The organism is Escherichia sp. WS33 (genome assembly GCF_046486385.1).
GTDB lineage: Bacteria > Pseudomonadota > Gammaproteobacteria > Enterobacterales > Enterobacteriaceae > ECMA0423.
The window spans coordinates 115153-139092 of record NZ_JBJQLJ010000002.1; the positions used below are offsets into that span (position 1 = coordinate 115153).

Below are 23940 nucleotides of genomic sequence, written 5' to 3' on the forward strand. Positions count from 1 at the left end.
TCCCGGTAAACAACACATACGGCTGTTTACCGGTTCGTTAGTGTATTAATTGAGCTCCTGTACCCCACCACCGGAGACGGTGAGAATTTGTCCGCTTACCCAGCTGGCTGCAGGCGAGCAAAGGAACAGCGCCGCGTTAGCAATATCTTGCGGTTGGCCCAGACGTCTGATCGGCGTGTGCTGTAACATTTTTTGTTCAATTTCTGGTGTAATAACGGATTTCAGGGCATCGGTTAATATTGCCCCCGGCGCAATGCCATTCACCCGAATATTTTTTTCACCCAGGTCAAATGCCATATTTCTGACCAGATGACTGGCCGCAGCTTTAGATGATGCATAGGAAGTCATGTTTATATTTTTATTTTCTGCCGCCATAGAAGTGATGGTCAGAATAACGCCACCGCCATTTTTTTCCATTTCTGGCGCAACAAGTTGTGACAGATGGAAAAAAGAAAACACATTCAGTTCATAAGCACGGCGAAAATCTGCCATTGGCATATCAAACGGTTTAGGACCACCGCCACCGGCGTTGTTAACCAGGATATCAACTTTACCCAGCTTACTGACGGCAAAGTCTGCCAGTGCAGAGAGTTCCTGTTCGGAAGTAATATCACAACGGCAGGCAAATGCCTGACCACCCAGTTGTTGAATTTCGTCTACAACATGGTTAGCTGCGTCGGCGTTAATATCACTGACCACCACAGATGCGCCAGCTGTCGCGAATGTAATGGCGATTTCTTTACCAATACCTGCACCCGCACCTGTGATGATGGCGCATTTTCCGTCGAGTCTCAGGTTGTCAGAATTAAACACATAAACCTCCTGTGAACTTCAGTAAAAATAAAAGGCACCGCCTGTGTGCCACATTTTTTATCATTAACCTTGAGGAAAGGACACTACCAGGTATAGCAGATAAAGAGAGGATTATTTCGCCGCAATGAGCCGGGCGGGAATAATAAGATTGCGTGAATGCGTCTCTTCATGGGTGATTTTTTGCATCATGCGATCCGCAAGTGTGGTACCAAGTTCCCGCGCAGGCGTGCTGGCCCAGGTAACGGGTATATCATCAAGTGTGGTTGGTGTCGCATCGGTAAATGCCGCCAGCGAAACTTGTTGCTCAAAGTAACGATCGACTCCGCTTTCCCCGCTTTGCCGCCCTGCTTTGAGCAAACCAAACCATGCCCCCATCGCAATAGTTTCGTTATAGCAAACCACAGCACTGATGGTCGGGTTATGACGTAAAAGCGCCGTGATAGCTTCCGCGGCTTGCTTCTGGCTGGATGTGCACTCCAGCACCCAATCGCTGTGAAACGGCAGGCCAAATTTTAGTAGAGTTGCACAATAGCCCCCCACCCGTTCTGCACGGGTTAATGAGGAACTTTGCCCTCCCAGCCAGGCGATCCGCTGATGCCCATTGCGAATGAGATGCTCCGTCAACAACTGTGCAGCCTGCATGTTGTCCGGGCGAACCGTATCAACATCATCAAGATAACTGGCACGGGAAGCGAAAATCACCGGGATAGCTTTTTCTTCTGCCATCCGTCGCAGGTCATCGCTGCTTCCTGCAGCCCCGGCAATTACCACACCATCCACACCCTGATTCAGTAACAGTGAAAACCGCTGTGCCAGCTGCTCGCCGTCTTTACCGCCGTGAAGCAAAAAAACCATCCGTCCCTGCGCTTCCAGAGCTTCCGTCAATCCGGCCGTCAATTCGGCGTAAAACGGCGCAGATAAATCACGGACGATCAAACCAATGACGCCGCTTTGCCCGCCGCGCAGCGCCGACGCCTGGCGATTGCGCACAAATCCCAGCTCTTCAATGGCGGCGTTAACGCGTTCTCCTGTGGCGGTAGAGATTCGCCCTTTGCCACTAAGCACCAGCGAAACGGTACTTACCGACACGCCCGCAGCCAGCGCAACATCATGAATGGTTATTTTTTTGGCGGTAGCCATGCAGATGACCTACTCCCTGATTATGTGACAGATAAAACGTTTTACCTTTTATTTATCTTATACCCGCTATTATCGTTGCGTAATGTGATTTATGCCTCACTAAAATTTGATAAAACGTTTTATCTTCTCGCGCAATTTACTGAATCCAGATTGTTCTCTACGAGGAGTCGTTTTATGACGGCGAAAACAGCACCGAAAGTCACGCTGTGGGAGTTCTTCCAGCAGTTAGGCAAAACCTTCATGTTACCCGTGGCATTATTGTCGTTCTGCGGCATTATGCTCGGCATTGGTAGTTCTCTTAGCAGCCATGATGTCATAACCCTGATCCCGGTCCTGGGCAACCCCGTGTTGCAGGCTATCTTTACCTGGATGAGTAAGATTGGCTCGTTTGCTTTTAGTTTCCTGCCTATCATGTTCTGTATCGCCATCCCGCTGGGCCTGGCACGCGAAAATAAAGGCGTAGCGGCATTCGCTGGCTTCGTCGGTTATGCGGTAATGAACCTCGCGGTAAACTTCTGGTTGACCAATAAAGGCATTATGCCAACCACGGATGCCGCGGTTCTGAAAGCCAATAACATCCAGAGCATTCTTGGGATCCAGTCGATCGATACCGGGATCCTCGGTGCGGTGATCGCCGGTATTATCGTCTGGATGCTGCATGAGCGTTTCCATAATATCCGCCTGCCGGATGCGCTGGCATTCTTCGGCGGTACGCGCTTCGTACCAATTATCTCCTCGCTGGTGATGGGCCTTATCGGCCTGGTGATTCCATTAGTCTGGCCGATTTTCGCCATGGGTATTAGCGGCTTGGGCCATATGATAAACAGCGCGGGTGATTTCGGACCGATGCTGTTTGGTACCGGTGAACGTCTGCTGTTGCCGTTTGGTCTGCATCACATTCTGGTGGCATTAATTCGCTTTACCGACGCAGGCGGCACGCAGGAAGTCTGCGGTCAAACCGTCAGCGGCGCACTGACCATCTTCCAGGCGCAATTGAGTTGCCCGACCACTCACGGTTTTTCTGAAAGCGCCACGCGTTTCCTTTCGCAAGGTAAAATGCCTGCGTTTCTCGGCGGTCTGCCAGGTGCAGCGTTAGCTATGTATCACTGCGCGCGCCCGGAAAATCGCCATAAAATTAAAGGTCTGCTGATTTCTGGCCTGATCGCCTGTGTCGTTGGCGGCACGACCGAACCGCTGGAATTCCTGTTCCTGTTCGTGGCGCCAGTTCTGTATGTCATCCACGCGCTGTTAACCGGCCTCGGCTTCACTGTCATGTCTGTGCTCGGCGTCACCATCGGTAATACCGACGGCAATATCATCGACTTCGTGGTGTTCGGTATTTTGCATGGTCTGTCAACCAAGTGGTACATGGTGCCAGTGGTGGCGGCAATCTGGTTTGTCGTTTACTACGTCATCTTCCGTTTCGCTATCACCCGCTTCAATCTGAAAACCCCGGGGCGCGATAGCGAAGTTGCCAGCTCAATCGAAAAAGCCGTTGCCGGTGCGCCGGGTAAATCAGGTTACAACGTTCCTGCAATCCTCGAAGCATTAGGCGGTGCCGACAATATTGTCAGCCTCGATAACTGCATTACCCGTCTGCGTTTGTCTGTGAAAGATATGTCGCTTGTTAATGTGCAGGCACTGAAGGACAATCGGGCAATTGGCGTAGTACAACTTAATCAACATAACCTGCAGGTTGTTATCGGGCCACAAGTTCAGTCAGTAAAAGATGAAATGGCCGGTCTGATGCATACTGTCCAGGCATAAGGATAAGATATGTTCGATTTTTCAAAGGTCGTGGATCGTCATGGCACATGGTGTACACAGTGGGATTATGTCGCTGACCGTTTCGGCACTGCTGACCTGTTACCGTTCACGATTTCAGACATGGATTTTGCCACTGCCCCCTGCATTATCGAGGCGCTGAATCAGCGCCTGATGCACGGCGTATTTGGCTACAGCCGCTGGAAAAACGATGAGTTTCTCGCGGCTATTGCCCACTGGTTTTCCACCCAGCATTACACCGCAATTGATACGCAGACGGTGGTGTATGGCCCTTCTGTCATCTATATGGTTTCAGAACTGATTCGTCAGTGGTCTGAAACAGGTGAAGGCGTGGTGATCCACACGCCCGCCTATGACGCATTTTACAAGGCCATTGAAGGTAACCAGCGCACAGTAATGCCCGTTGCTTTAGAGAAGCAGGCTGACGACTGGTTTTGCGATATGGGCAAGCTGGAAGCCGTGTTGGCGAAACCAGAATGTAAAATTATGCTCCTGTGTAGCCCACAGAATCCTACCGGGAAAGTGTGGACGTGCGATGAGCTGGAGATCATGGCTGACCTGTGCGAGCGTCATGGTGTGCGGGTTATTTCCGATGAAATCCATATGGATATGGTCTGGGGCGAGCAGCCGCATATTCCCTGGAGTAATGTGGCGCGGGGAGACTGGGCGTTGCTGACGTCGGGCTCGAAAAGTTTCAATATTCCCGCGCTGACCGGTGCTTACGGGATTATAGAAAATAGCAGCAGCCGTGATGCCTATTTATCGGCACTGAAAGGACGTGATGGGCTTTCTTCCCCTTCGGTACTGGCGTTAACTGCCCATATCGCCGCCTATCAGCAAGGTGCACCGTGGCTGGATGCCTTACGAGTCTATCTGAAAGATAACCTGACGTATATCTCAGATAAAATGAACGCCGCGTTTCCTGAACTCAACTGGCAGATCCCGCAATCCACTTATCTGGCCTGGCTTGATCTACGTCCGTTGAATATTGACGACAACGCGTTGCAAAAAGCGCTTATCGAGCAAGAAAAAGTCGCGATCATGCCGGGGTATACCTATGGTGAAGAAGGTCGTGGTTTTGTCCGTCTCAATGCCGGCTGCCCACGTTCGAAACTGGAAAAAGGTGTGGCTGGATTAATAAACGCCATCCGCGCTGTTCGCTAACCCCAATTGCGCAACGTAAAAAATCGTTGCGCAATCGTGGATTTTTACCCTGCTTTGTTTTTATAATGGTGCGCACTTTTATATTCAGAAAAAGAGTGCGACCATGATTGATACCACCCTGCCATTAACTGATATCCATCGCCACCTTGATGGCAACATTCGTCCCCAGACCATTCTTGAACTTGGCCGCCAGTATAATATCTCGCTTCCTGCACAATCCCTGGAAACACTGATTCCCCACGTTCAGGTCATTGCCAACGAACCCGATCTGGTGAGCTTTCTGACCAAACTTGACTGGGGCGTTAAAGTTCTCGCCTCTCTTGATGCCTGTCGCCGCGTGGCATTTGAAAACATTGAAGATGCAGCCCGTCACGGCCTGCACTATGTCGAGCTGCGTTTTTCACCAGGCTACATGGCAATGGCACATCAGCTGCCTGTAGCGGGTGTTGTCGAAGCGGTGATCGATGGCGTACGTGAAGGTTGCCGCACCTTTGGTGTGCAGGCGAAGCTTATCGGCATTATGAGCCGGACCTTCGGCGAAGCCGCCTGTCAGCAAGAGCTGGAGGCCTTTTTAGCCCACCGTGACCAGATTACCGCACTTGATTTAGCCGGTGATGAACTTGGTTTCCCGGGAAGTCTGTTCCTTTCTCACTTCAACCGCGCGCGTGATGCGGGCTGGCATATTACCGTCCATGCAGGCGAAGCTGCCGGGCCGGAAAGCATCTGGCAGGCGATTCGTGAACTGGGTGCGGAGCGTATTGGACATGGCGTAAAAGCCATTGAAGATCGGGCGCTGATGGATTTTCTCGCCGAGCAACAAATTGGTATTGAATCCTGTCTGACCTCCAATATTCAGACCAGCACCGTAGCAGAGCTGGCTGCACATCCGCTGAAAACGTTCCTTGAGCATGGCATTCGTGCCAGCATTAACACTGACGATCCCGGCGTACAGGGAGTGGATATCATTCACGAATATACCGTTGCCGCGCCAGCTGCTGGGTTATCCCGCGAGCAAATCCGCCAGGCACAGATTAATGGTCTGGAAATGGCTTTCCTCAGCGCTGAGGAAAAACGCGCACTGCGAGAAAAAGTCGCCGCGAAGTAACAAAATGGATGGTGCAAATTGCACCATCCATTTTTCATGCAAGGCACAAAGTCGCGCGATGTTTGGCGGATTCGATGCCCAGCTCAATCAACTCCATTACCTGGATTGCCTGGCTTGCCGGAACCGGATTTTCACCATCGCCATTTAACGCATCACGAATAGCCGCATAGTAAGCCGGATAATTCCCAGGCACCGTCAACAGCGTTTCTTCGACACGTTCCTCACCTTCCACGCGGGTAAGTACGCCATCACGCATATCGTAGCCCCAGTCTTCCTGCGGTAGACGCTCGCCATTTTTCAGACGTTCTTCCTGTGGATCGAGGCCATATTTCACATAACTGCCTCGGGATCCATGCACGATATACCGTGCTGACTCAGCGGCTGCCAGCATGGTACCGTGTAAAATGACTCGCCGCTGTGGATAGGACAAGATGGCGTGGAAATAATCGGTCGACTGCGCTCCGGGCCGTAACTGTGCCAAATCTACCGTCATGCTGACCGGTAAACCAAAAAGCGTAATGGCCTGATCAAGAAGATGTGGTGCTAAATCGTACCAGATACCGCTGCCTGGGCCGCCCTGTTCACGCCAACGATCGCGCACCTGCGGACGGAAGCGGTCAAAATGAGACTCAAAGTAAGCAACTTCACCCAGCACGCCTTCCGCGAGTAAACCTTTTAGCGTCAAGAAATCGCTATCCCAGCGACGGTTATGGAATACAGACAGCACACGCCCCAGGCTTTTTGCCAGCGCATCCAGCTCTCGCGCTTGTGACAGTGTCACGGTAAAGGGTTTATCAACGACCACATGTTTACCCGCCTCAAGCGCCGCTTTGGCTAACGGGAAATGGGTATCGTTGGGTGTAGGAATGACAATCAGGTCTATGTTGGGATCGTTAAACAGATGCTTCGGCTCAGAGACAACCGTAACCGTTGGCCAGTCGGCTTTTACTTTTGTTTCATCACTGCTGGAGATTACCGCCAGTTCCAGCCCGGGCGTGCCCGCAATCAGGGGCGCATGGAAGGTTTTGCTCGCATAACCATACCCAATCAACCCAACACGGATGTTGTCGCTCATGTCATTGCCTCTCATTGAAGTATGATGGCTATTTGACACTATCCTTTACCCACGCTCAACAGTTTAATAACCTGCCAGCAATAAGGGATGTTGTTTAACTTAAGTCAAAAAAATAGCGAATTTTCCAACGACAAAAGCTAAATATCGCAAAAACCTCAGTAAAAATCTTGCTGGAGCTATTATTGCTAAGTAACATTTACCCCCTGAAGTTAATGGATCAATCAAGAGAGATGTGGGCTGTAATGAATCGTCTTATTGAATTAACAGGTTGGATCGTTCTTGTCGTTTCAGTCATTCTTCTTGGCGTGGCGAGTCACATTGACAACTATCAGCCACCTGAACAGAGTGCTTCGGTACAACACAAGTAAGCTCTGCACTTGTGGAGCGACATGCTGCCCGTCCGGGTGCATGTTTTCACTTGTCGGATATTAAACCAGGAATTTATTATCTTGTTCGATGTTGTTGGTGATTGTCAGGGATAGTAAAGCGCGTTACTCTTTTCAGAGCAGTTTTTCATCCCTGAATATTTGCCATCAGCGCATTCTTATTATTGTAATAACACAAGCGTTCACTTTTGGTGAAATTTTATCATCACTAATAATACCTACCCCTTTGGTATTAATTATTTTATGGACCTTTTATGACTGTTCAGGACTACTTATTAAAATTTCGCAAAATCAGTTCACTCGAAAGTCTGGAAAAACTCTACGACCATCTTAATTACACCCTGACGGACGATCAGGAACTGATCAATATGTATCGTGCTGCCGATCACCGTCGCGCAGAGCTGGTTTCTGGCGGGCGTTTGTTTGACCTCGGCCAGGTACCGAAGTCCGTCTGGCACTATGTCCAATAAAGAAAGTAGCGATCGGTTATAAAAGCCTTATAATAACGCCCCTAAAATTAGATTTGCCTGTTTGCGTCGCTATTCTGGAGAACCTATGACCACCACAACGCCACAACGTATTGGAGGCTGGTTGCTTGGCCCGTTGGCCTGGCTTTTAGTCGCTCTGTTGAGTACGACGCTGGCGTTGTTGCTGTATACCGCTGCGTTATCTTCTCCGCAAACATTTCAAACGCTCGGCGGACAAGCACTGACGACACAAATCTTATGGGGCGTTTCTTTTATTACCGCTATCGCCATGTGGTATTACACACTGTGGTTGACCATCGCTTTCTTTAAACGTCGGCGTTGTGTTCCTAAACACTATATTATCTGGCTGCTTATTTCCGTATTGCTGGCAGTAAAAGCATTCGCTTTTTCACCCGTGGAAGATGGCATAGCCGTTCGCCAGTTGCTGTTTACTTTGTTGGCAACCGCATTGATCGTCCCCTATTTCAAACGCTCGTCGCGGGTAAAAGCGACGTTTGTGAATCCGTAATAACCTTACAGTTAACCTGTTGTCGCCTGCTCTGGATTAACGGATAATAGGCGGCTTTTTTATTTCAGGCCGAAAAATGACTGACTACCTGTTACTGTTTGTCGGAACTGTACTGGTCAATAACTTTGTACTGGTCAAGTTTCTCGGTCTCTGTCCGTTTATGGGGGTTTCCAAAAAACTGGAAACCGCGATGGGCATGGGGCTGGCAACAACGTTTGTGATGACGCTGGCGTCTATTTGCGCCTGGCTTATCGATACGTGGATTTTGATCCCACTTAATCTGATTTACCTGCGCACCCTGGCATTTATTCTGGTGATTGCTGTGGTCGTGCAGTTCACCGAGATGGTGGTGCGCAAAACCAGCCCGGTGCTTTACCGTCTGCTGGGGATTTTTTTGCCGCTTATCACCACCAACTGTGCAGTGCTCGGCGTGGCGTTGCTGAATATCAATCTCGGGCACAATTTCTTGCAGTCGGCGCTGTACGGTTTTTCCGCCGCTGTCGGTTTCTCGCTGGTGATGGTGCTCTTCGCCGCCATCCGCGAACGCCTTGCTGTGGCTGATGTCCCGGCACCTTTTCGCGGTAATGCCATTGCGTTAATTACCGCAGGTCTTATGTCTCTGGCCTTTATGGGCTTTAGTGGTTTGGTGAAGTTGTAATGAATGCTATCTGGATTGCCGTTGCCGCCGTGAGCCTGCTGGGCCTGGCGTTTGGCGCCATTCTGGGTTATGCCTCCCGCCGTTTTGCGGTGGAAGACGATCCGGTCGTTGAGAAAATTGACGAAATCTTACCGCAGAGCCAGTGTGGTCAGTGCGGTTATCCCGGCTGTCGCCCCTACGCGGAAGCCATCAGCTGTAACGGTGAAAAAATCAACCGTTGCGCCCCAGGTGGCGAAGCTGTGATGCTAAAAATTGCCGAGTTGCTTAATGTCGAGCCGCAGCCGCTGGATGGCGAAGCGCAAGAGCTAACGCCTGCGCGGATGGTGGCGGTTATTGATGAAAATAACTGTATTGGCTGCACTAAATGTATTCAGGCTTGTCCGGTAGACGCCATCGTTGGCGCTACCCGTGCCATGCATACGGTAATGAGTGATCTCTGTACGGGCTGCAATTTATGTGTTGATCCGTGCCCGACGCACTGCATCTCGTTGCAACCGGTCGCAGAAACACCTGACTCCTGGAAATGGGATCTGAACACCATTCCCGTGCGTATCATTCCCGTGGAACACCATGCTTAAGTTATTCTCTGCATTCAGAAAAAATAAAATCTGGGATTTCAACGGCGGCATCCATCCACCGGAGATGAAAACCCAGTCCAACGGTACACCCCTGCGCCAGGTACCACTGGCGCAGCGTTTTGTTATTCCACTGAAACAGCATATTGGCGCTGAAGGTGAGTTGTGCGTTAGCGTCGGCGATAAAGTATTGCGCGGCCAGCCGCTTACCCGTGGTCGCGGCAAAATGCTGCCTGTTCACGCGCCCACCTCGGGTACCGTTACGGCTATTGCGCCCCACTCTACGGCTCATCCTTCAGCTTTAGCTGAATTAAGCGTGATTATTGATGCCGATGGTGAAGACTGCTGGATCCCGCGCGACGGCTGGGCCGATTATCGCACTCGCAGTCGCGAAGAGTTAATCGAGCGCATACATCAGTTTGGTGTAGCCGGGCTGGGCGGTGCAGGATTCCCGACAGGCGTTAAATTGCAGGGTGGCGGAGATAAGATTGAAACGTTGATTATCAACGCGGCTGAGTGCGAGCCGTACATTACCGCCGATGACCGTTTGATGCAGGATTGCGCGGCTCAGGTCGTAGAGGGTATTCGCATTCTTGCGCATATTCTGCAGCCACGCGAAATTCTTATCGGCATTGAAGATAACAAACCGCAGGCGATTTCCATGCTGCGCGCGGTGCTGGCGGACTCTAACGATATTTCTCTGCGGGTGATTCCAACCAAATATCCTTCTGGCGGTGCTAAACAATTAACCTACATTCTGACCGGGAAGCAGGTTCCACATGGCGGGCGTTCATCCGATATCGGCGTATTAATGCAAAACGTCGGCACTGCTTATGCAGTGAAACGTGCCGTTATTGATGGCGAGCCGATTACCGAGCGTGTTGTAACCCTGACTGGCGAAGCAATCGCTCGCCCGGGCAACGTCTGGGCACGGCTGGGGACGCCAGTGCGTCATTTATTGAATGATGCCGGATTCTGCCCCTCTGCCGATCAAATGGTGATTATGGGTGGCCCGCTAATGGGCTTTACCTTGCCATGGCTGGATGTCCCGGTCGTAAAGATTACCAACTGTCTGTTGGCTCCCTCTGCCAATGAACTTGGCGAACCACAGGAAGAACAAAGCTGCATCCGGTGTAGCGCCTGTGCTGACGCCTGCCCTGCGGATCTTTTGCCGCAACAGTTGTACTGGTTCAGCAAAGGTCAGCAACACGATAAAGCTACCACGCATAACATTGCTGATTGCATTGAATGTGGGGCTTGCGCGTGGGTTTGCCCGAGCAATATTCCCCTGGTGCAATATTTCCGTCAGGAAAAAGCTGAAATTGCGGCTATTCGTCAGGAAGAAAAGCGCGCCGCAGAAGCCAAAGCGCGTTTCGAAGCGCGCCAGGCTCGTCTGGAGCGCGAAAAAGCGGCTCGCCTTGAACGACATAAGAGCGCAGCCGTTCAACCTGCAGCCAAAGATAAAGATGCGATTGCTGCCGCTCTGGCGCGGGTGAAAGAGAAACAGGCCCAGGCTACACAGCCTATTGTGATTAAAGCGGGCGAACGCCCGGATAACAGTGCAATTATTGCAGCACGGGAAGCCCGTAAAGCGCAAGCCAGAGCGAAACAGGCAGAACTGCAGCAAACTAACGACGCAGCAACCGTTGCTGATCCACGTAAAACTGCCGTTGAAGCAGCTATCGCCCGCGCCAAAGCGCGCAAGCTGGAACAGCAACAGGCTAATGCGGAACCAGAAGAACAGGTCGATCCGCGCAAAGCCGCCGTCGAAGCCGCTATTGCCCGTGCCAAAGCGCGCAAGCTGGAACAGCAACAGTCTAATGCGGAACCAGAAGAACAGGTTGATCCGCGCAAAGCCGCCGTCGAAGCCGCTATTGCCCGAGCCAAAGCGCGCAAACTGGAACAGCAACAGGCTAATGCGGAACCAGAAGAACAGGTTGATCCGCGCAAAGCCGCCGTCGAAGCCGCTATTGCCCGTGCCAAAGCGCGCAAGCTGGAACAGCAACAGACTAACGCAGAACCAGAAGAACAGGTTGATCCGCGCAAAGCGGCAGTTGCCGCGGCTATTGCCCGCGCTCAGGCCAAAAAAGCCGCCCAGCAGAAGGTTGTAAACGAGGACTAAATGGTATTCAGAATAGCTAGCTCCCCTTATACCCATAACCAGCGCCAGACATCGCGCATTATGCTGTTGGTGTTGCTCGCAGCCGTGCCAGGAATCGCAGCGCAACTGTGGTTTTTTGGTTGGGGTACTCTCGTTCAGATCCTGTTGGCATCGGTTAGTGCTCTGTTAGCCGAAGCTCTCGTACTCAAACTACGCAAGCAGTCGGTAGCCGCAACGTTGAAAGATAACTCAGCATTGCTGACAGGCTTATTGCTGGCGGTAAGTATTCCCCCCCTCGCGCCATGGTGGATGGTCGTGCTGGGTACGGTGTTTGCGGTGATCATCGCTAAACAGTTGTATGGCGGTCTGGGGCAAAACCCGTTTAATCCGGCAATGATTGGTTATGTGGTCTTACTGATCTCCTTCCCGGTGCAGATGACCAGCTGGTTACCGCCACATGAAATTGCGGTCAACATCCCTGGTTTTATCGACGCCATACAGGTTATTTTCAGCGGACATACCGCCAGTGGTGGTGATATGAACACACTACGCTTAGGTATTGATGGCATTAGTCAGGCGACACCGCTGGATACATTTAAAACCTCTGTCCGTGCCGGTCATTCGGTTGAACAGATTATGCAATATCCGATCTACAGCGGTATTCTGGCGGGCGCTGGTTGGCAATGGGTAAATCTCGCCTGGCTGGCTGGCGGCCTGTGGTTGCTATGGCAGAAAGCGATTCGCTGGCATATTCCCCTCAGCTTCTTAGTAACGCTGGCGTTATGCGCAACGTTGGGCTGGTTGTTCTCACCAGAAACACTGGCAGCACCGCAAATTCATCTGCTGTCTGGTGCGACCATGCTCGGCGCATTCTTTATTTTGACTGACCCGGTTACCGCTTCTACGACCAATCGTGGTCGTCTTATTTTCGGCGCGCTGGCGGGCTTATTAGTCTGGTTGATCCGCAGTTTCGGCGGCTATCCTGACGGCGTGGCTTTTGCCGTCCTGCTGGCGAACATCACGGTTCCTCTGATCGATTACTACACGCGTCCGCGCGTCTACGGCCATCGCAAAGGGTAAACCATGCTGAAAACTATCCGAAAACACGGCATTACGTTAGCGCTATTTGCAGCGGGTTCAACAGGGTTAACTGCGGCCATCAACCAGATGACCAAAACGACGATTGCTGAACAGGCCAGTCTGCAACAAGAGGCATTATTTGATCAGGTGCTGCCAGCCGAACGCTATAACAATGCGCTGGCACAGAGTTGCTATCTGGTAACTGCGCCAGAGTTAGGTAAAGGTGAGCATCGGGTTTACATCGCCAAACAGGATGACAAACCGGTAGCCGCCGTTCTGGAAGCAACCGCGCCAGATGGCTATTCCGGTGCGATTCAGCTGCTGGTGGGAGCCGATTTTAACGGCACGGTACTTGGCACGCGCGTGACAGAGCACCACGAAACGCCAGGGCTTGGCGATAAAATCGAACTGCGCCTTTCTGACTGGATCACCCATTTTGCGGGTAAAAAAATCAGTGGTGCGGATGATGCGCACTGGGCGGTGAAGAAAGATGGTGGTGATTTCGACCAGTTCACCGGCGCGACGATTACTCCCCGCGCGGTGGTTAATGCGGTAAAACGCGCCGGATTGTACGCTCAGACGTTACCGGCACAACTTTCTCAACTTCCTGCCTGTGGAGAATAAAGCGTGAGCGAAATTAAAGACGTTATTGTTCAGGGGTTGTGGAAAAACAACTCTGCGCTGGTCCAGTTGCTCGGCCTTTGTCCTCTGTTGGCGGTCACGTCCACTGCCACTAACGCTCTGGGTTTAGGACTTGCGACTACGCTGGTACTGACGCTGACCAACCTGACCATTTCGACGCTGCGTCACTGGACGCCAGCCGAGATCCGCATTCCCATTTACGTGATGATCATCGCCTCGGTGGTCAGCGCTGTACAGATGCTGATCAACGCCTACGCCTTTGGCCTGTATCAATCATTAGGGATTTTTATTCCGCTGATTGTCACTAACTGTATCGTTGTGGGCCGCGCTGAAGCCTTCGCCTCCAAAAAAGGTCCGGCGCTTTCGGCACTGGACGGCTTTTCAATTGGTATGGGCGCAACCTGCGCCATGTTCGTGCTGGGTTCACTACGCGAAATTATCGGCAATGGCACATTGTTTGACGGTGCAGATGCGCTGTTAGGTAGCTGGGCAAAAGTATTACGCGTGGAAATTTTCCACACCGACTCCCCTTTCCTGCTGGCGATGCTGCCTCCAGGTGCATTTATTGGCCTGGGACTGATGCTGGCAGGAAAATACCTGATTGATGAAAGAATGAAAAAGCGCCGTGCTGAAGCAACTGCCGAACGTGCATTGCCAAACGGTGAAACAGGGAATGTCTGATGAACAAAGCAAAACGCCTGGAGATCCTCACTCGCCTGCGTGAGAACAATCCTCATCCCACCACCGAGCTTAATTTCAGTTCGCCTTTTGAATTGCTGATTGCCGTACTGCTTTCCGCTCAGGCGACCGATGTCAGTGTTAATAAGGCGACGGCGAAACTCTACCCGGTGGCGAATACGCCTGCAGCGATGCTTGAACTGGGCGTTGAAGGGGTGAAAACCTATATCAAAACGATTGGGCTTTATAACAGCAAAGCAGAAAATATCATCAAAACCTGCCGTATCTTGCTGGAGCAGCATAATGGCGAGGTTCCGGAAGATCGTGCTGCGCTTGAAGCCCTGCCCGGCGTAGGTCGTAAAACAGCCAACGTCGTATTAAACACTGCATTCGGCTGGCCGACTATTGCTGTCGACACGCACATTTTCCGCGTTTGTAATCGTACTCAATTTGCGCCGGGGAAAAACGTCGAACAGGTAGAAGAAAAGCTACTGAAAGTGGTTCCGGCAGAGTTTAAAGTCGACTGCCACCATTGGTTGATCCTGCACGGGCGTTATACCTGCATTGCCCGCAAGCCCCGCTGTGGCTCTTGTATTATTGAAGATCTTTGTGAATACAAAGAGAAAGTTGACATCTGAAGAAAAGGGGTAACACCGATTACCCCATTGATAACCTTTCTTTATCCTCTTTTAAAACATCTTTTTAACGTGAATGATGCCATTGCTTAGCGTTATCATCAGGTAATCCGTTTGCGGATAACCAAAAATGCAGGTTAATTGTTTTTTTAATAGCGAAATTTTCTATTCATTCGTGATCAAGATCACGATGCTGTCGCAATGTAAAAACATTGCAAGAATCAGGTTAAAATCATTTAAATTTACACACGCAACAAATATTGACCTACAAAACATTACACTGGCTATTTTTCAGAAACTGGACTATCTCACTAGTAAAAACGCTAAATAGCAGAACATATCGCCGTTAAGCCATCACCCCCCTCTCAGTGCAGTGAAAAAATCTGCCGTTACGTTTTTTGAAAAATTTAACGCTGGATAACATTTCCCGGAATGGTTGAATTCCCCGCCTCAGTTATATGTAACAGATTATTACAAAGGACTTGTCTGAAAGTGCAAGATAGTGAACATTACCTGCCGTTTCCCCTCCCACTATAACAATTGCGCGTATGTTTTTTAGACATAACGCGAGAAAGCACCCCCGTTAATATGGGATGTAAAAAAAGAGGTAAAAGTGTCCACTGCAAACCAAAAACCAACTGAAAGCGTCAGTTTGAACGCTTTCAAACAACCGAAGGCGTTCTATCTCATCTTCTCGATTGAGTTATGGGAACGTTTTGGTTATTACGGCCTACAAGGAATTATGGCTGTTTACCTGGTTAAACAACTGGGTATGTCTGAAGCGGATTCAATCACCCTTTTCTCTTCCTTTAGTGCCCTGGTTTATGGTCTGGTCGCTATCGGCGGCTGGTTAGGTGACAAGGTACTGGGTACTAAACGCGTAATTATGCTCGGCGCTATTGTGCTGGCGATTGGTTATGCTCTGGTTGCCTGGTCTGGTCACGACGCCGGTATCGTTTATATGGGTATGGCGGCTATTGCGGTCGGTAACGGCCTGTTTAAAGCTAACCCGTCTTCTCTGCTTTCTACATGCTATGAGAAAAACGACCCGCGTCTGGACGGTGCATTCACCATGTACTACATGTCCGTCAACATCGGCTCTTTCTTCTCTATGATTGCTACGCCGTGGCTGGCCGCGAAATACGGCTGGAGTGTTGCGTTTGCGTTGAGCGTTGTAGGCCTGCTGATCACTATCGTTAACTTCGCCTTCTGCCAACGCTGGGTTAAACAGTACGGTTCAAAACCAGACTTCGAGCCTATCAACTACCGTAACCTGCTGCTGACCATTATTGGTGTTGTGGCACTGATCGCTATCGCCACCTGGCTGCTGCACAATCAGGAAGTTGCGCGTATGGCGCTGGGCGTTGTTGCCTTCGGTATCGTGGTTATCTTCGGTAAAGAAGCCTTCGCGATGAAAGGTGCTGCGCGTCGTAAAATGATCGTTGCCTTCATCCTGATGCTCGAAGCCATTATCTTCTTCGTGCTGTACAGCCAGATGCCAACGTCACTGAACTTCTTTGCGATTCGTAACGTTGAGCACTCCATTCTGGGTCTGGCCGTAGAACCTGAGCAGTATCAGGCACTGAACCCGTTCTGGATCATCATCGGTAGTCCGATTCTGGCCGCTATCTATAACAAGATGGGCGATACCCTGCCGATGCCAACCAAGTTTGCAATCGGCATGGTGATGTGTTCTGGTGCGTTCCTGATTCTGCCGCTGGGTGCGAAATTCGCGTCTGACGCTGGTATCGTGTCTGTAAGCTGGCTGGTCGCAAGCTATGGCCTGCAGAGCATCGGGGAACTGATGATCTCTGGTCTGGGTCTGGCAATGGTTGCACAACTCGTTCCGCAGCGTCTGATGGGCTTCATTATGGGTAGCTGGTTCCTGACCACTGCCGGTGCAAACCTGATTGGTGGTTATGTTGCGGGTATGATGGCTGTGCCGGATAACGTTACCGACCCGCTGATGTCACTGGAAGTTTATGGTCGCGTATTCTTGCAGATTGGTGTCGCTACTGCCATTATTGCAGTACTGATGCTGCTGACCGCGCCTAAACTGCACCGTATGACGCAGGATGACGCTGCAGACAAAGCGGCGAAAGCTGCTGTAGCGTAAAATTCAGGGAAACTCTTTTACAAGCCGCTAACTTTTCGTTAGCGGCTTTTTTTTTGTTCAGCAACGCACTACCATACTTTAAACCACAGACAAAAGGAGTTACCGATGAAATTGTTCTACAAACCGGGTGCCTGCTCTCTCGCTTCCCATATCACCCTGCGTGAGAGCGGAAAGGATTTTACCCTCGTCAGTGTGGATTTAATGAAAAAACGTCTCGAAAACGGTGACGATTACTTTGTCGTTAACCCTAAGGGGCAGGTGCCTGCATTGCTGCTGGATGACGGTACTTTGCTGACGGAAGGCGTAGCGATTATGCAGTATCTTGCCGACAGCGTCCCCGACCGCCAGTTGCTGGCACCGGTAAACAGTATTTCCCGCTATAAAACCATCGAATGGCTGAATTACATCGCCACCGAGCTGCATAAAGGTTTCACACCTCTGTTTCGCCCTGATACACCGGAAGAGTACAAACCGACAGTTCGCGCGCAGCTGGAGAAGAAGCTGCAATATGTGAACGAGGCACTGAAGGATGAGCACTGGATCTGCGGGCAAAGATTTACAATTGCTGATGCCTATCTGTTTACGGTTCTGCGCTGGGCATACGCGGTGAAACTGAATCTGGAAGGGTTAGAGCACATTGCAGCATTTATGCAACGTATGGCTGAACGTCCGGAAGTACAAGACGCGCTGTCAGCGGAAGGCTTAAAGTAATATCCATCGGCCCACAGGTCGTTGTGGGCCGAAATGAGATATTTCAGAGCTTTGTTGCGCTGAAGTAATGTTCTGGTTTGGCAATACGATCCTGAGCAGCCACCACTTGCAGCTCATATTCCTGCATTGCTTTGGTGGTCACCATGATTTCGTAGACTGCAGCGGTCACATGTTCCAGCGCCTCCTGCAGCGTTGCCCCCTGAAGCAGTTTCACCAGCAGTAAACCGCTCGTCACATCACCAACACCTACCGGCTGGCGCATACCAAAATCCACCAGCGGACGGCTGATATGCCAGGCTTCATCGGCGGTGACCAGCAGCATTTCAAAACGGTCACGGCTGTAGCCAGCTCGCGCCAGGTGTTTAACCAACACAATTTGTGGCCCTTGCGCAATGAGTTCGCGCGCTGCCAGAACCGCTTCTTCGACGTTATTTACCGCATGCTCACAGAGTATTTCCAGCTCAACCAGATTCGGCGCAATGATATCGCTGGCAGGCAAACCGTGCCGCACATGAAACTCTGCGACACCCGGTGCAACGATACAGCCTTTTTCCGGATGACCCATTACCGGATCGCAAAAATATTTCGCCTGCGGATTCGCGGCTTTCACCTGACGGACGATACCGAGGATATGTTCACCCTGCTCCGCCGATCCCAGATAGCCACTTAACACGGCATCACAGGTGTGTAATTTATCAATGGCGGCAATGCCTTGCACAATTTCGGTTAAATGGCTGGGCGGCATCACGCAGCCAGTCCATTTGCCGTATTGGGTGTGATTAGAAAATTGAACGGTGTTCAGTGGCCAGACGTTCGCGCCCAGACGGCGCATCGGAAACTCTGCCGCACTGTTACCCGCATGACCATAAACAACGTGAGACTGGATAGCGAGAATATTTTTCATCATGTTCCCTGTATAAAAACCAGGGGGAGTGATTTCTCACTCCCCCTTTCCACTTAATGCATTATTTCCAGCAAATCAGACAGTAATTCTTTTTACCGCGACGCAGTAAGGTAAAACGACCAAACAGACGATCTTCTTCTTTAAAGAAGTATTCAGGATCGGACTGTTTTTCACCGTTAATGGTGATGGCATTGGAGGCGATAGTTTTACGTGCCTGACCACGGGAAGGTTGCAGTTCAGAATCGACCAGTGCCTGCATCAGGTCTGCGCCCTTTTCCATCTCAACCATCGGTACGCCGTCCTGCGCCAGCTGTTCGAAGTCCGCTTCACTCAGCGCACTCAAAGAACCGCTGAACAGGCATTCGGTAATACGTTTTGCCGCCTGTAAACCTTCTTCACCGTGAACCAGACGAGTCACCTGCTCCGCCAGTACATACTGGGCGCGCGGTGCTTTACCGCTGTTTTTATCTTCTTCTTCCAGGGCGTTGATCTCTTCAATGCTCATAAAGGTGAAGAACTTCAGGAAGCGGTAAACGTCGGCATCCGCAGTGTTGATCCAGAACTGGTAGAATTTGTACGGGCTGGTTTTCTTCGGATCCAACCAGACTGCGCCGCCTTCAGTTTTACCAAATTTGGTGCCATCTGCTTTAGTGATCAGCGGAACGGTCAGGCCAAACACCTGATTCTGATGCAGACGACGGGTCAGGTCGATACCAGAAGTGATGTTACCCCACTGGTCAGAACCACCAATTTGCAGCACCACACCGTACTGTTTGTTCAGACAGGCGAAGTCATAACCCTGCAACAGGTTGTAGGAAAACTCAGTGAACGAAATCCCCTGATCTTCACGGTTGAGACGCTGCTTAACCGCTTCTTTGTTGATCATCTGGTTAACGGAGAAGTGTTTGCCAATATCGCGCAGGAAGGTCAGCACATTCATATTGCCGAACCAGTCATAGTTGTTCGCCGCGATAGCAGAGTTTTCTCCACAGTCGAAATCGAGGAACGGGGCAACCTGCTTACGGATTTTGTCCACCCACTCCTGAACAGTTTCTTCGGTGTTCAGCTTACGCTCGGCAGCTTTGAAGCTCGGGTCGCCAATCAGACCCGTCGCGCCGCCTACCAGCGCAACCGGCTTGTGGCCCGCCTGCTGGAAGCGTTTCAGGCATAACAATGGAACAAGATGCCCCAAATGCAAGCTGTCAGCGGTAGGATCGAAGCCGCAATAGAGCGCGATCGGGCCTTGCGCCAGTCGCTCTGCTAACGCTTCCTCGTCCGTCACCTGGGCTACCAGCCCCCGCTCTTGCAATTGTTTAATCAAGTTACTGCTTGCCATCAAAATCTCCATGTATATAACGACTGCACCTTTGCCGGTACACGACTTTTCGCCAGATGCGAAAGAGACATAGAATAAAGTGCCAGAATCAGGAGTACCAGCGATTAAAGCAAGATTTTTGCATCTTTTCAGGGTGCAAGACGATCAATCTTCCACGCATCATTTTCTCGCTGGTACAAAAAGCGGTCATGCAGGCGATGCTCACCGCCCTGCCAGAACTCAATCTGTTCAAGGCTGACGCGAAAACCGCCCCAAAAGCTCGGCAATGGCACTTCGCCCTGTTGAAACTTCTGCTTCAGCTCCAGGAATTTACTTTCAAGGATACCGCGGGCAGAAATGCGACTGGACTGCTTCGAAACCCATGCACCAATCTGGCTATCACGCGGGCGGCTATGAAAATATTTCATCACTTCGAGAGTCGAAAGTCGTTCTGCTTTACCGATCACCATCACCTGGCGTTCAAGGGTATGCCACGGGAACAGCAGGCTAACGCGCGGATTATTTTCAATTTGATGTGCTTTACGGCTACCGAGGTTGGTGTAAAACACCATGCCTTTTTCGTCGTAATGTTTGAGTAAAACGATGCGTTGATAAGGCTGAGCATGTTCATCCACGGTAGCGACCACCATCGCGGTAGGGTCTGCCAGTTTGGCTTCACACGCCTGAGAGAGCCAACGTTCAAAAAGGGTTAATGGATCGGCGGGAAGATCGCGACGGCGTAACCCGCCTTTGGTGTATTCACGGCGCAGATGCGCGATTTGCTGCAATTCGTCGTTATCAGACATGGTTTTCTTTACGGATTGTCAGTGGGTGACGCTATTGTGCGCCGCCCCTGGAAAAATCTCAACGCTGTGGATTTTGTAACTGACAGTTATTCAATACGATGCGGTCGCGTTTATAGACAGTCGCTTCATCGCCTTTCGACCAGAAAACATAGATTCCGTCAGTGTAACGTGCACCAGACGCTGAAATGCCCTGTTTGAGATGCAGTAGTTGATTATCGTAAACAAAACTGACTTCCTGGCGCGGATTATTCAGTTTGACCGTCAACGGTTTTTCATCACACTGGTATTCCAGCGTAGCGGTTTGCATGTGCTCAACCAGTTGATTGAACGCGCTACAGCCGGTGAGAAGCACCGGCAAACAGATCAGTAACAGTTTTTTCATAGACATTTCCCGAAGACTTTCCTGGTCTGGAGGGCAATACGCCCTCCCTAACGTTCCAAGTGTAACGGCAGACGCGGTAAGAAAAATTCAGTTAACTCTGATATCACGGGTTAGCAGGGAAAATAGCCCCCAGTACCGTCTCCTGGCTTGCGCCAGTGACGGAAGGCAGATTTCCTGGTAATCCCGCCAGCGTCCGCCAGGCAAGCCAGGCGAAAGCCAATGCTTCCATGTCATCGCCACTAATGCCAACGGCATCGGTGGTGGTGACTTCTGTGCCTGGCAGTAATGCCGCCAGACGCGCCATGAGTAGCGGATTACGACTACCTCCACCACATACCATCAATCGTTCGCAGCCACCGCTCAACAAAACTTGTTCAGAAATGGTCACGGCGGTGAGTTCTGCCAGTGTGGCCTGAACATCACGGGGATCAACACCCGGAAAATGGCGTAAATGGCGCTCCAGCCAGCCGTAGTTAAAGTATTCGCGTCCGGTGCTTTTCGGTGCAGGTTGCGAGAAATATGGGTCGCTGAGCATATTTTGCAGCAGTGGGAGAATAACTTTACCCGCCCGTGCCCACTCGGCATCTTTATCGTAAGGTTTACCGGCCTGACGCCAGATCCAGGCATCCATCAGCATGTTACCAGGACCGGTATCGTAGCCGCCAACCGGCTGCCCAGGAATGAGCAGTGACAGATTGGCGATGCCGCCAATATTGAGCACCATTCGTCGCTCGGTTGAGTGAGCCAGCAAGGCATGATGGAACGCAGGTACCAGCGGTGCGCCTTGTCCTCCCAAGGCAATATCGCGACGGCGAAAATCACCGACAACCGTAATTCCGGTGCGTGCCACAATTTGATTGTTATCGCCAATCTGTAAAGTGTGTGGTGCCACGCCCGTCGGTTCATGCCAGACGGTTTGACCGTGACAGCCGATCGCAACTATATCTCTCGCCTGCAGGTTTTGTTCCTTAAGCAAGGCATTGACCGCATCAGCAAAAAGTCGCCCGAGTTGAGTATCAAGCTGTCCAAACTGCGAAAGTGTAAGCTGCTGGCCCTGGCAAATATCCAGTACAGCCTGTTTCAGAGACACCGGGATCGGCCAGCTCAAGCTTGCCAGCTGTGCGACCCGGTGTTCATCTATTGTCGCCAACACAACATCAACACCATCAAGGCTGGTGCCTGACATAACGCCAATAAAGCGGCCCGATTTCATAGTTCATCCTTTTTCAATCTGACGTTTGCGCACCACTCAAACATAAACTTTTCGTGAATACCATGCGGAATGACCGATTTTTACCGTTGGTAGTAAAACATTATCTTCAAATCAATAATCATCATGAATGTTTTGTTTATAATTGGTTGATCCTACTTTCATTATGATTTGCTCATATTTGGTAGAACATGTAACCATGGATTCACATATGCCATATACTTTGACCATGAGGGATGCTTGCGTGGCGTTTCATGGTGAACAGGAGATTTTTCAATGATTAAACGCGTATTGGTTGTTTCAATGGTAGGTCTGTCTCTTGTCGGTTGTGTTAATAACGACACCCTGTCAGGGGATGTTTATACCGCTTCTGAAGCGAAACAAGTACAGAATGTCAGCTATGGCACCATCGTTAACGTACGTCCGGTACAGATTCAGGGCGGTGATGATTCCAACGTTATCGGTGCAATTGGCGGTGCTGTTCTTGGTGGTTTCCTGGGGAATACTGTTGGTGGCGGAACCGGGCGTTCTCTGGCTACTGCAGCAGGCGCTGTTGCAGGTGGCGTAGCTGGTCAGGGCGTACAGAGTGCAATGAACAAAACGCAGGGTGTCGAGCTGGAAATTCGTAAAGACGATGGTAATACCATCATGGTGGTACAGAAACAAGGCAACACTCGTTTCTCTCCGGGCCAACGTGTCGTACTGGCCAGCAATGGCAGTCAGGTGACCGTTTCTCCGCGCTAAATAAGTTTGCGTGTGGTCAGGTTACTGACCACACGCCCCCTTCATTTCACCCTTTGGCCTGTAACTCAATGATATTATGCTCAAGTTTTGCGATGAGCGTAATCAGTTGCTCCAGTTCCTCTGCGGAGATGCCATGTAATATTTCCGCGCGGGTTTTGTTAATAACAGCTTCCATTTCGCTGATCAGTGGCTCTGCCTTTTCCGTCAGTTTAATACGTTTAGCCCGACGATCGCTGGCACAAGTTTGACGCGAAATTAACCCTTTTTCTTCCAGTTGGTCCAGAGTACGGACCAGTGATGGCTGCTCGATGCCAATCGCTTTTGCCAGTTGAATTTGCGACTGGTCTGGAGGTAACTGATGGATATTGTGTAACGTAACCCAATGGGTTTGTGTTAACTCCAGCGGTTTCAGGCGATGGTCTATCAGAGCACGCCATATGCGCACCAACCGTGCCAGATCAGAACCTAGTGGCGATTCCAATTTCATCTCCTTATAATTAGCTTGCTAAGATATTATGCGGCTTTTAGAATAGTGTGCAGCAATTGTATTGCTAAAACAAATGTATTGCTGCATTTGGTTACCGTCAGACATATTTTTCAGAAATTGCGCGTAAATTTTTCGCACTTAAAGAATATTTATTAATCTAACGCAATATATTCGGTCGTAAAGGAATCTACTTTGTGAAGTTTATGCTCAATGCAACAGGATTGCCCTTACAAGATCTGGTGTTCGGTGCGTCCGTCTATTTTCCTCCGTTTTTCAAAGCCTTCGCGTTTGGATTCGTCATCTGGCTTGTCGTACACCGCCTGCTTCGTGGCTGGATCTACGCCGGTGACATCTGGCATCCCTTGTTAATGGATTTATCGCTGTTTGCGATTTGCGTTTGCCTTGCTCTGGCAATACTGATTGCGTGGTAAC

General features: G+C 50.6%; 26 protein-coding genes. 17 read left to right on the forward strand and 9 right to left on the reverse strand.

Going from position 1 to position 23940, the window contains the following annotated elements; all coding sequences use genetic code 11:
• Positions 1–45: 45 nt before the first annotated feature.
• Together hdhA and malI are read right to left on the reverse strand one after the other, a co-directional pair.
• The gene (gene hdhA, locus ACJHXA_RS02610) at positions 46–813 is read right to left on the reverse strand and encodes a 7-alpha-hydroxysteroid dehydrogenase (protein ID WP_000483362.1); all 768 of its coding nucleotides are present in this window, start codon (positions 811–813) and stop codon (positions 46–48) included.
• 111 nt (positions 814–924) lie between these two features.
• Positions 925–1953 (reverse strand): mal regulon transcriptional regulator MalI, encoded by a 1029-nt coding sequence (gene malI, locus ACJHXA_RS02615; protein WP_000179513.1) that lies wholly within the window; start codon positions 1951–1953, stop codon positions 925–927.
• A gap of 174 nt (positions 1954–2127) precedes the next feature.
• On the opposite strand from malI, the gene malX reads away from it, so the two are divergent.
• From malX to add, 3 genes are all read left to right on the forward strand, one after another.
• The gene (gene malX / locus ACJHXA_RS02620; protein WP_283512251.1) at positions 2128–3720 is read left to right on the forward strand and encodes a PTS maltose transporter subunit IICB; all 1593 of its coding nucleotides are present in this window, start codon (positions 2128–2130) and stop codon (positions 3718–3720) included.
• 9 nt (positions 3721–3729) lie between these two features.
• The gene (malY, locus tag ACJHXA_RS02625; RefSeq protein ID WP_000459406.1) at positions 3730–4902 is read left to right on the forward strand and encodes a bifunctional maltose regulon transcriptional repressor/cystathionine beta-lyase MalY; all 1173 of its coding nucleotides are present in this window, start codon (positions 3730–3732) and stop codon (positions 4900–4902) included.
• A gap of 103 nt (positions 4903–5005) precedes the next feature.
• A complete protein-coding gene (gene add / locus ACJHXA_RS02630; RefSeq protein WP_000567490.1) occupies positions 5006–6007 on the forward strand; it encodes an adenosine deaminase in 1002 nt (333 codons plus the stop codon).
• 34 nt (positions 6008–6041) lie between these two features.
• Here the strand turns inward: add and ACJHXA_RS02635 are convergent, their stop codons facing one another.
• Positions 6042–7082: an oxidoreductase gene (locus ACJHXA_RS02635; RefSeq protein WP_001282516.1), complete on the reverse strand. Its 1041-nt coding sequence runs from the start codon at positions 7080–7082 to the stop codon at positions 6042–6044.
• A gap of 242 nt (positions 7083–7324) precedes the next feature.
• Between ACJHXA_RS02635 and blr the strand changes: the two genes are divergently transcribed.
• The 12 genes from blr to gstA all read left to right on the forward strand — a co-directional run bounded on the left by blr (position 7325) and on the right by gstA (position 17660).
• Complete coding sequence (gene blr / locus ACJHXA_RS02640) at positions 7325–7450, forward strand: division septum protein Blr (RefSeq protein ID WP_001300888.1); 126 nt, start codon at positions 7325–7327, stop codon at positions 7448–7450.
• Positions 7451–7722: 272 nt separating this feature from the next.
• The gene (ydgT, locus tag ACJHXA_RS02645) at positions 7723–7938 is read left to right on the forward strand and encodes a transcription modulator YdgT (RefSeq protein ID WP_000217950.1); all 216 of its coding nucleotides are present in this window, start codon (positions 7723–7725) and stop codon (positions 7936–7938) included.
• Between the two features lie 85 nt (positions 7939–8023).
• Positions 8024–8464, forward strand: coding sequence for a DUF2569 domain-containing protein (locus ACJHXA_RS02650; RefSeq protein ID WP_000214176.1), 441 nt, complete (start codon positions 8024–8026; stop codon positions 8462–8464).
• Between the two features lie 76 nt (positions 8465–8540).
• The gene (gene rsxA, locus ACJHXA_RS02655) at positions 8541–9122 is read left to right on the forward strand and encodes an electron transport complex subunit RsxA (RefSeq protein WP_000133193.1); all 582 of its coding nucleotides are present in this window, start codon (positions 8541–8543) and stop codon (positions 9120–9122) included.
• Complete coding sequence (gene rsxB / locus ACJHXA_RS02660) at positions 9122–9700, forward strand: electron transport complex subunit RsxB (RefSeq protein ID WP_000991809.1); 579 nt, start codon at positions 9122–9124, stop codon at positions 9698–9700. The genes rsxA and rsxB overlap by 1 nt, the downstream gene beginning before the upstream one ends.
• Entirely contained in the window at positions 9693–11819 is a 2127-nt protein-coding gene (rsxC, locus tag ACJHXA_RS02665; RefSeq protein WP_000915770.1) for an electron transport complex subunit RsxC, read from the forward strand. Before rsxB ends, rsxC begins: the two co-directional genes overlap by 8 nt.
• Positions 11820–12878, forward strand: a complete 1059-nt coding sequence (rsxD, locus tag ACJHXA_RS02670; RefSeq protein WP_000231922.1) for an electron transport complex subunit RsxD — start codon at positions 11820–11822, stop codon at positions 12876–12878.
• Between the two features lie 3 nt (positions 12879–12881).
• Complete coding sequence (gene rsxG, locus ACJHXA_RS02675) at positions 12882–13502, forward strand: electron transport complex subunit RsxG (protein WP_000920778.1); 621 nt, start codon at positions 12882–12884, stop codon at positions 13500–13502.
• A gap of 3 nt (positions 13503–13505) precedes the next feature.
• Positions 13506–14201: an electron transport complex subunit RsxE gene (gene rsxE / locus ACJHXA_RS02680; RefSeq protein WP_001289664.1), complete on the forward strand. Its 696-nt coding sequence runs from the start codon at positions 13506–13508 to the stop codon at positions 14199–14201.
• Positions 14201–14836, forward strand: coding sequence for an endonuclease III (nth, locus tag ACJHXA_RS02685; RefSeq protein WP_001030339.1), 636 nt, complete (start codon positions 14201–14203; stop codon positions 14834–14836). Before rsxE ends, nth begins: the two co-directional genes overlap by 1 nt.
• 610 nt (positions 14837–15446) lie before the next feature.
• The gene (dtpA, locus tag ACJHXA_RS02690; protein WP_000100931.1) at positions 15447–16949 is read left to right on the forward strand and encodes a dipeptide/tripeptide permease DtpA; all 1503 of its coding nucleotides are present in this window, start codon (positions 15447–15449) and stop codon (positions 16947–16949) included.
• Between the two features lie 105 nt (positions 16950–17054).
• The gene (gene gstA / locus ACJHXA_RS02695) at positions 17055–17660 is read left to right on the forward strand and encodes a glutathione transferase GstA (protein ID WP_000765762.1); all 606 of its coding nucleotides are present in this window, start codon (positions 17055–17057) and stop codon (positions 17658–17660) included.
• 43 nt (positions 17661–17703) lie between these two features.
• Here the strand turns inward: gstA and pdxY are convergent, their stop codons facing one another.
• The 5 genes from pdxY to anmK all read right to left on the reverse strand — a co-directional run bounded on the left by pdxY (position 17704) and on the right by anmK (position 22280).
• The gene (gene pdxY / locus ACJHXA_RS02700; protein ID WP_001307229.1) at positions 17704–18567 is read right to left on the reverse strand and encodes a pyridoxal kinase; all 864 of its coding nucleotides are present in this window, start codon (positions 18565–18567) and stop codon (positions 17704–17706) included.
• A gap of 58 nt (positions 18568–18625) precedes the next feature.
• A complete protein-coding gene (gene tyrS / locus ACJHXA_RS02705) occupies positions 18626–19900 on the reverse strand; it encodes a tyrosine--tRNA ligase (RefSeq protein WP_001295400.1) in 1275 nt (424 codons plus the stop codon).
• 128 nt (positions 19901–20028) lie between these two features.
• Positions 20029–20685: a pyridoxamine 5'-phosphate oxidase gene (gene pdxH, locus ACJHXA_RS02710; protein WP_001282313.1), complete on the reverse strand. Its 657-nt coding sequence runs from the start codon at positions 20683–20685 to the stop codon at positions 20029–20031.
• Between the two features lie 58 nt (positions 20686–20743).
• Complete coding sequence (mliC, locus tag ACJHXA_RS02715) at positions 20744–21073, reverse strand: C-type lysozyme inhibitor (protein WP_000061968.1); 330 nt, start codon at positions 21071–21073, stop codon at positions 20744–20746.
• 97 nt (positions 21074–21170) lie between these two features.
• Positions 21171–22280 carry an anhydro-N-acetylmuramic acid kinase gene (gene anmK / locus ACJHXA_RS02720; RefSeq protein ID WP_000835094.1) on the reverse strand — a complete coding sequence of 370 codons (1110 nt, stop codon included), beginning with the start codon at positions 22278–22280 and terminating at the stop codon, positions 21171–21173.
• A 273-nt stretch (positions 22281–22553) separates the two neighbouring features.
• Between anmK and slyB the strand changes: the two genes are divergently transcribed.
• Positions 22554–23021 (forward strand): outer membrane lipoprotein SlyB, encoded by a 468-nt coding sequence (gene slyB / locus ACJHXA_RS02725; protein ID WP_000597196.1) that lies wholly within the window; start codon positions 22554–22556, stop codon positions 23019–23021.
• Between the two features lie 46 nt (positions 23022–23067).
• Here slyB and slyA read toward each other — a convergent pair whose 3' ends face one another.
• Entirely contained in the window at positions 23068–23502 is a 435-nt protein-coding gene (gene slyA / locus ACJHXA_RS02730; protein WP_001296943.1) for a transcriptional regulator SlyA, read from the reverse strand.
• A gap of 200 nt (positions 23503–23702) precedes the next feature.
• Here slyA and ACJHXA_RS02735 point away from each other — a divergent pair, with 200 nt between their 5' ends.
• Complete coding sequence (locus ACJHXA_RS02735) at positions 23703–23939, forward strand: DUF1656 domain-containing protein (protein ID WP_000670998.1); 237 nt, start codon at positions 23703–23705, stop codon at positions 23937–23939.
• The last annotated feature ends 1 nt before the right edge of the window (position 23940 follow it).

Bases quoted from the DNA above. Each gene is read 5' to 3' on its own strand.
- malI (WP_000179513.1), bottom strand. From the start codon at position 1,953: ATGGCTACCGCCAAAAAAATAACCATTCATGATGTTGCGCTGGCTGCG.
- malX (WP_283512251.1), top strand. From the start codon at position 2,128: ATGACGGCGAAAACAGCACCGAAAGTCACGCTGTGGGAGTTCTTCCAG.
- malY (WP_000459406.1), top strand. From the start codon at position 3,730: ATGTTCGATTTTTCAAAGGTCGTGGATCGTCATGGCACATGGTGTACA.
- add (WP_000567490.1), top strand. From the start codon at position 5,006: ATGATTGATACCACCCTGCCATTAACTGATATCCATCGCCACCTTGAT.
- ACJHXA_RS02635 (WP_001282516.1), bottom strand. From the start codon at position 7,082: ATGAGCGACAACATCCGTGTTGGGTTGATTGGGTATGGTTATGCGAGC.
- blr (WP_001300888.1), top strand. From the start codon at position 7,325: ATGAATCGTCTTATTGAATTAACAGGTTGGATCGTTCTTGTCGTTTCA.
- ydgT (WP_000217950.1), top strand. From the start codon at position 7,723: ATGACTGTTCAGGACTACTTATTAAAATTTCGCAAAATCAGTTCACTC.
- ACJHXA_RS02650 (WP_000214176.1), top strand. From the start codon at position 8,024: ATGACCACCACAACGCCACAACGTATTGGAGGCTGGTTGCTTGGCCCG.
- rsxA (WP_000133193.1), top strand. From the start codon at position 8,541: ATGACTGACTACCTGTTACTGTTTGTCGGAACTGTACTGGTCAATAAC.
- rsxB (WP_000991809.1), top strand. From the start codon at position 9,122: ATGAATGCTATCTGGATTGCCGTTGCCGCCGTGAGCCTGCTGGGCCTG.
- rsxC (WP_000915770.1), top strand. From the start codon at position 9,693: ATGCTTAAGTTATTCTCTGCATTCAGAAAAAATAAAATCTGGGATTTC.
- rsxD (WP_000231922.1), top strand. From the start codon at position 11,820: ATGGTATTCAGAATAGCTAGCTCCCCTTATACCCATAACCAGCGCCAG.
- rsxG (WP_000920778.1), top strand. From the start codon at position 12,882: ATGCTGAAAACTATCCGAAAACACGGCATTACGTTAGCGCTATTTGCA.
- nth (WP_001030339.1), top strand. From the start codon at position 14,201: ATGAACAAAGCAAAACGCCTGGAGATCCTCACTCGCCTGCGTGAGAAC.
- gstA (WP_000765762.1), top strand. From the start codon at position 17,055: ATGAAATTGTTCTACAAACCGGGTGCCTGCTCTCTCGCTTCCCATATC.
- pdxY (WP_001307229.1), bottom strand. From the start codon at position 18,567: ATGATGAAAAATATTCTCGCTATCCAGTCTCACGTTGTTTATGGTCAT.
- tyrS (WP_001295400.1), bottom strand. From the start codon at position 19,900: ATGGCAAGCAGTAACTTGATTAAACAATTGCAAGAGCGGGGGCTGGTA.
- pdxH (WP_001282313.1), bottom strand. From the start codon at position 20,685: ATGTCTGATAACGACGAATTGCAGCAAATCGCGCATCTGCGCCGTGAA.
- mliC (WP_000061968.1), bottom strand. From the start codon at position 21,073: ATGTCTATGAAAAAACTGTTACTGATCTGTTTGCCGGTGCTTCTCACC.
- anmK (WP_000835094.1), bottom strand. From the start codon at position 22,280: ATGAAATCGGGCCGCTTTATTGGCGTTATGTCAGGCACCAGCCTTGAT.
- slyB (WP_000597196.1), top strand. From the start codon at position 22,554: ATGATTAAACGCGTATTGGTTGTTTCAATGGTAGGTCTGTCTCTTGTC.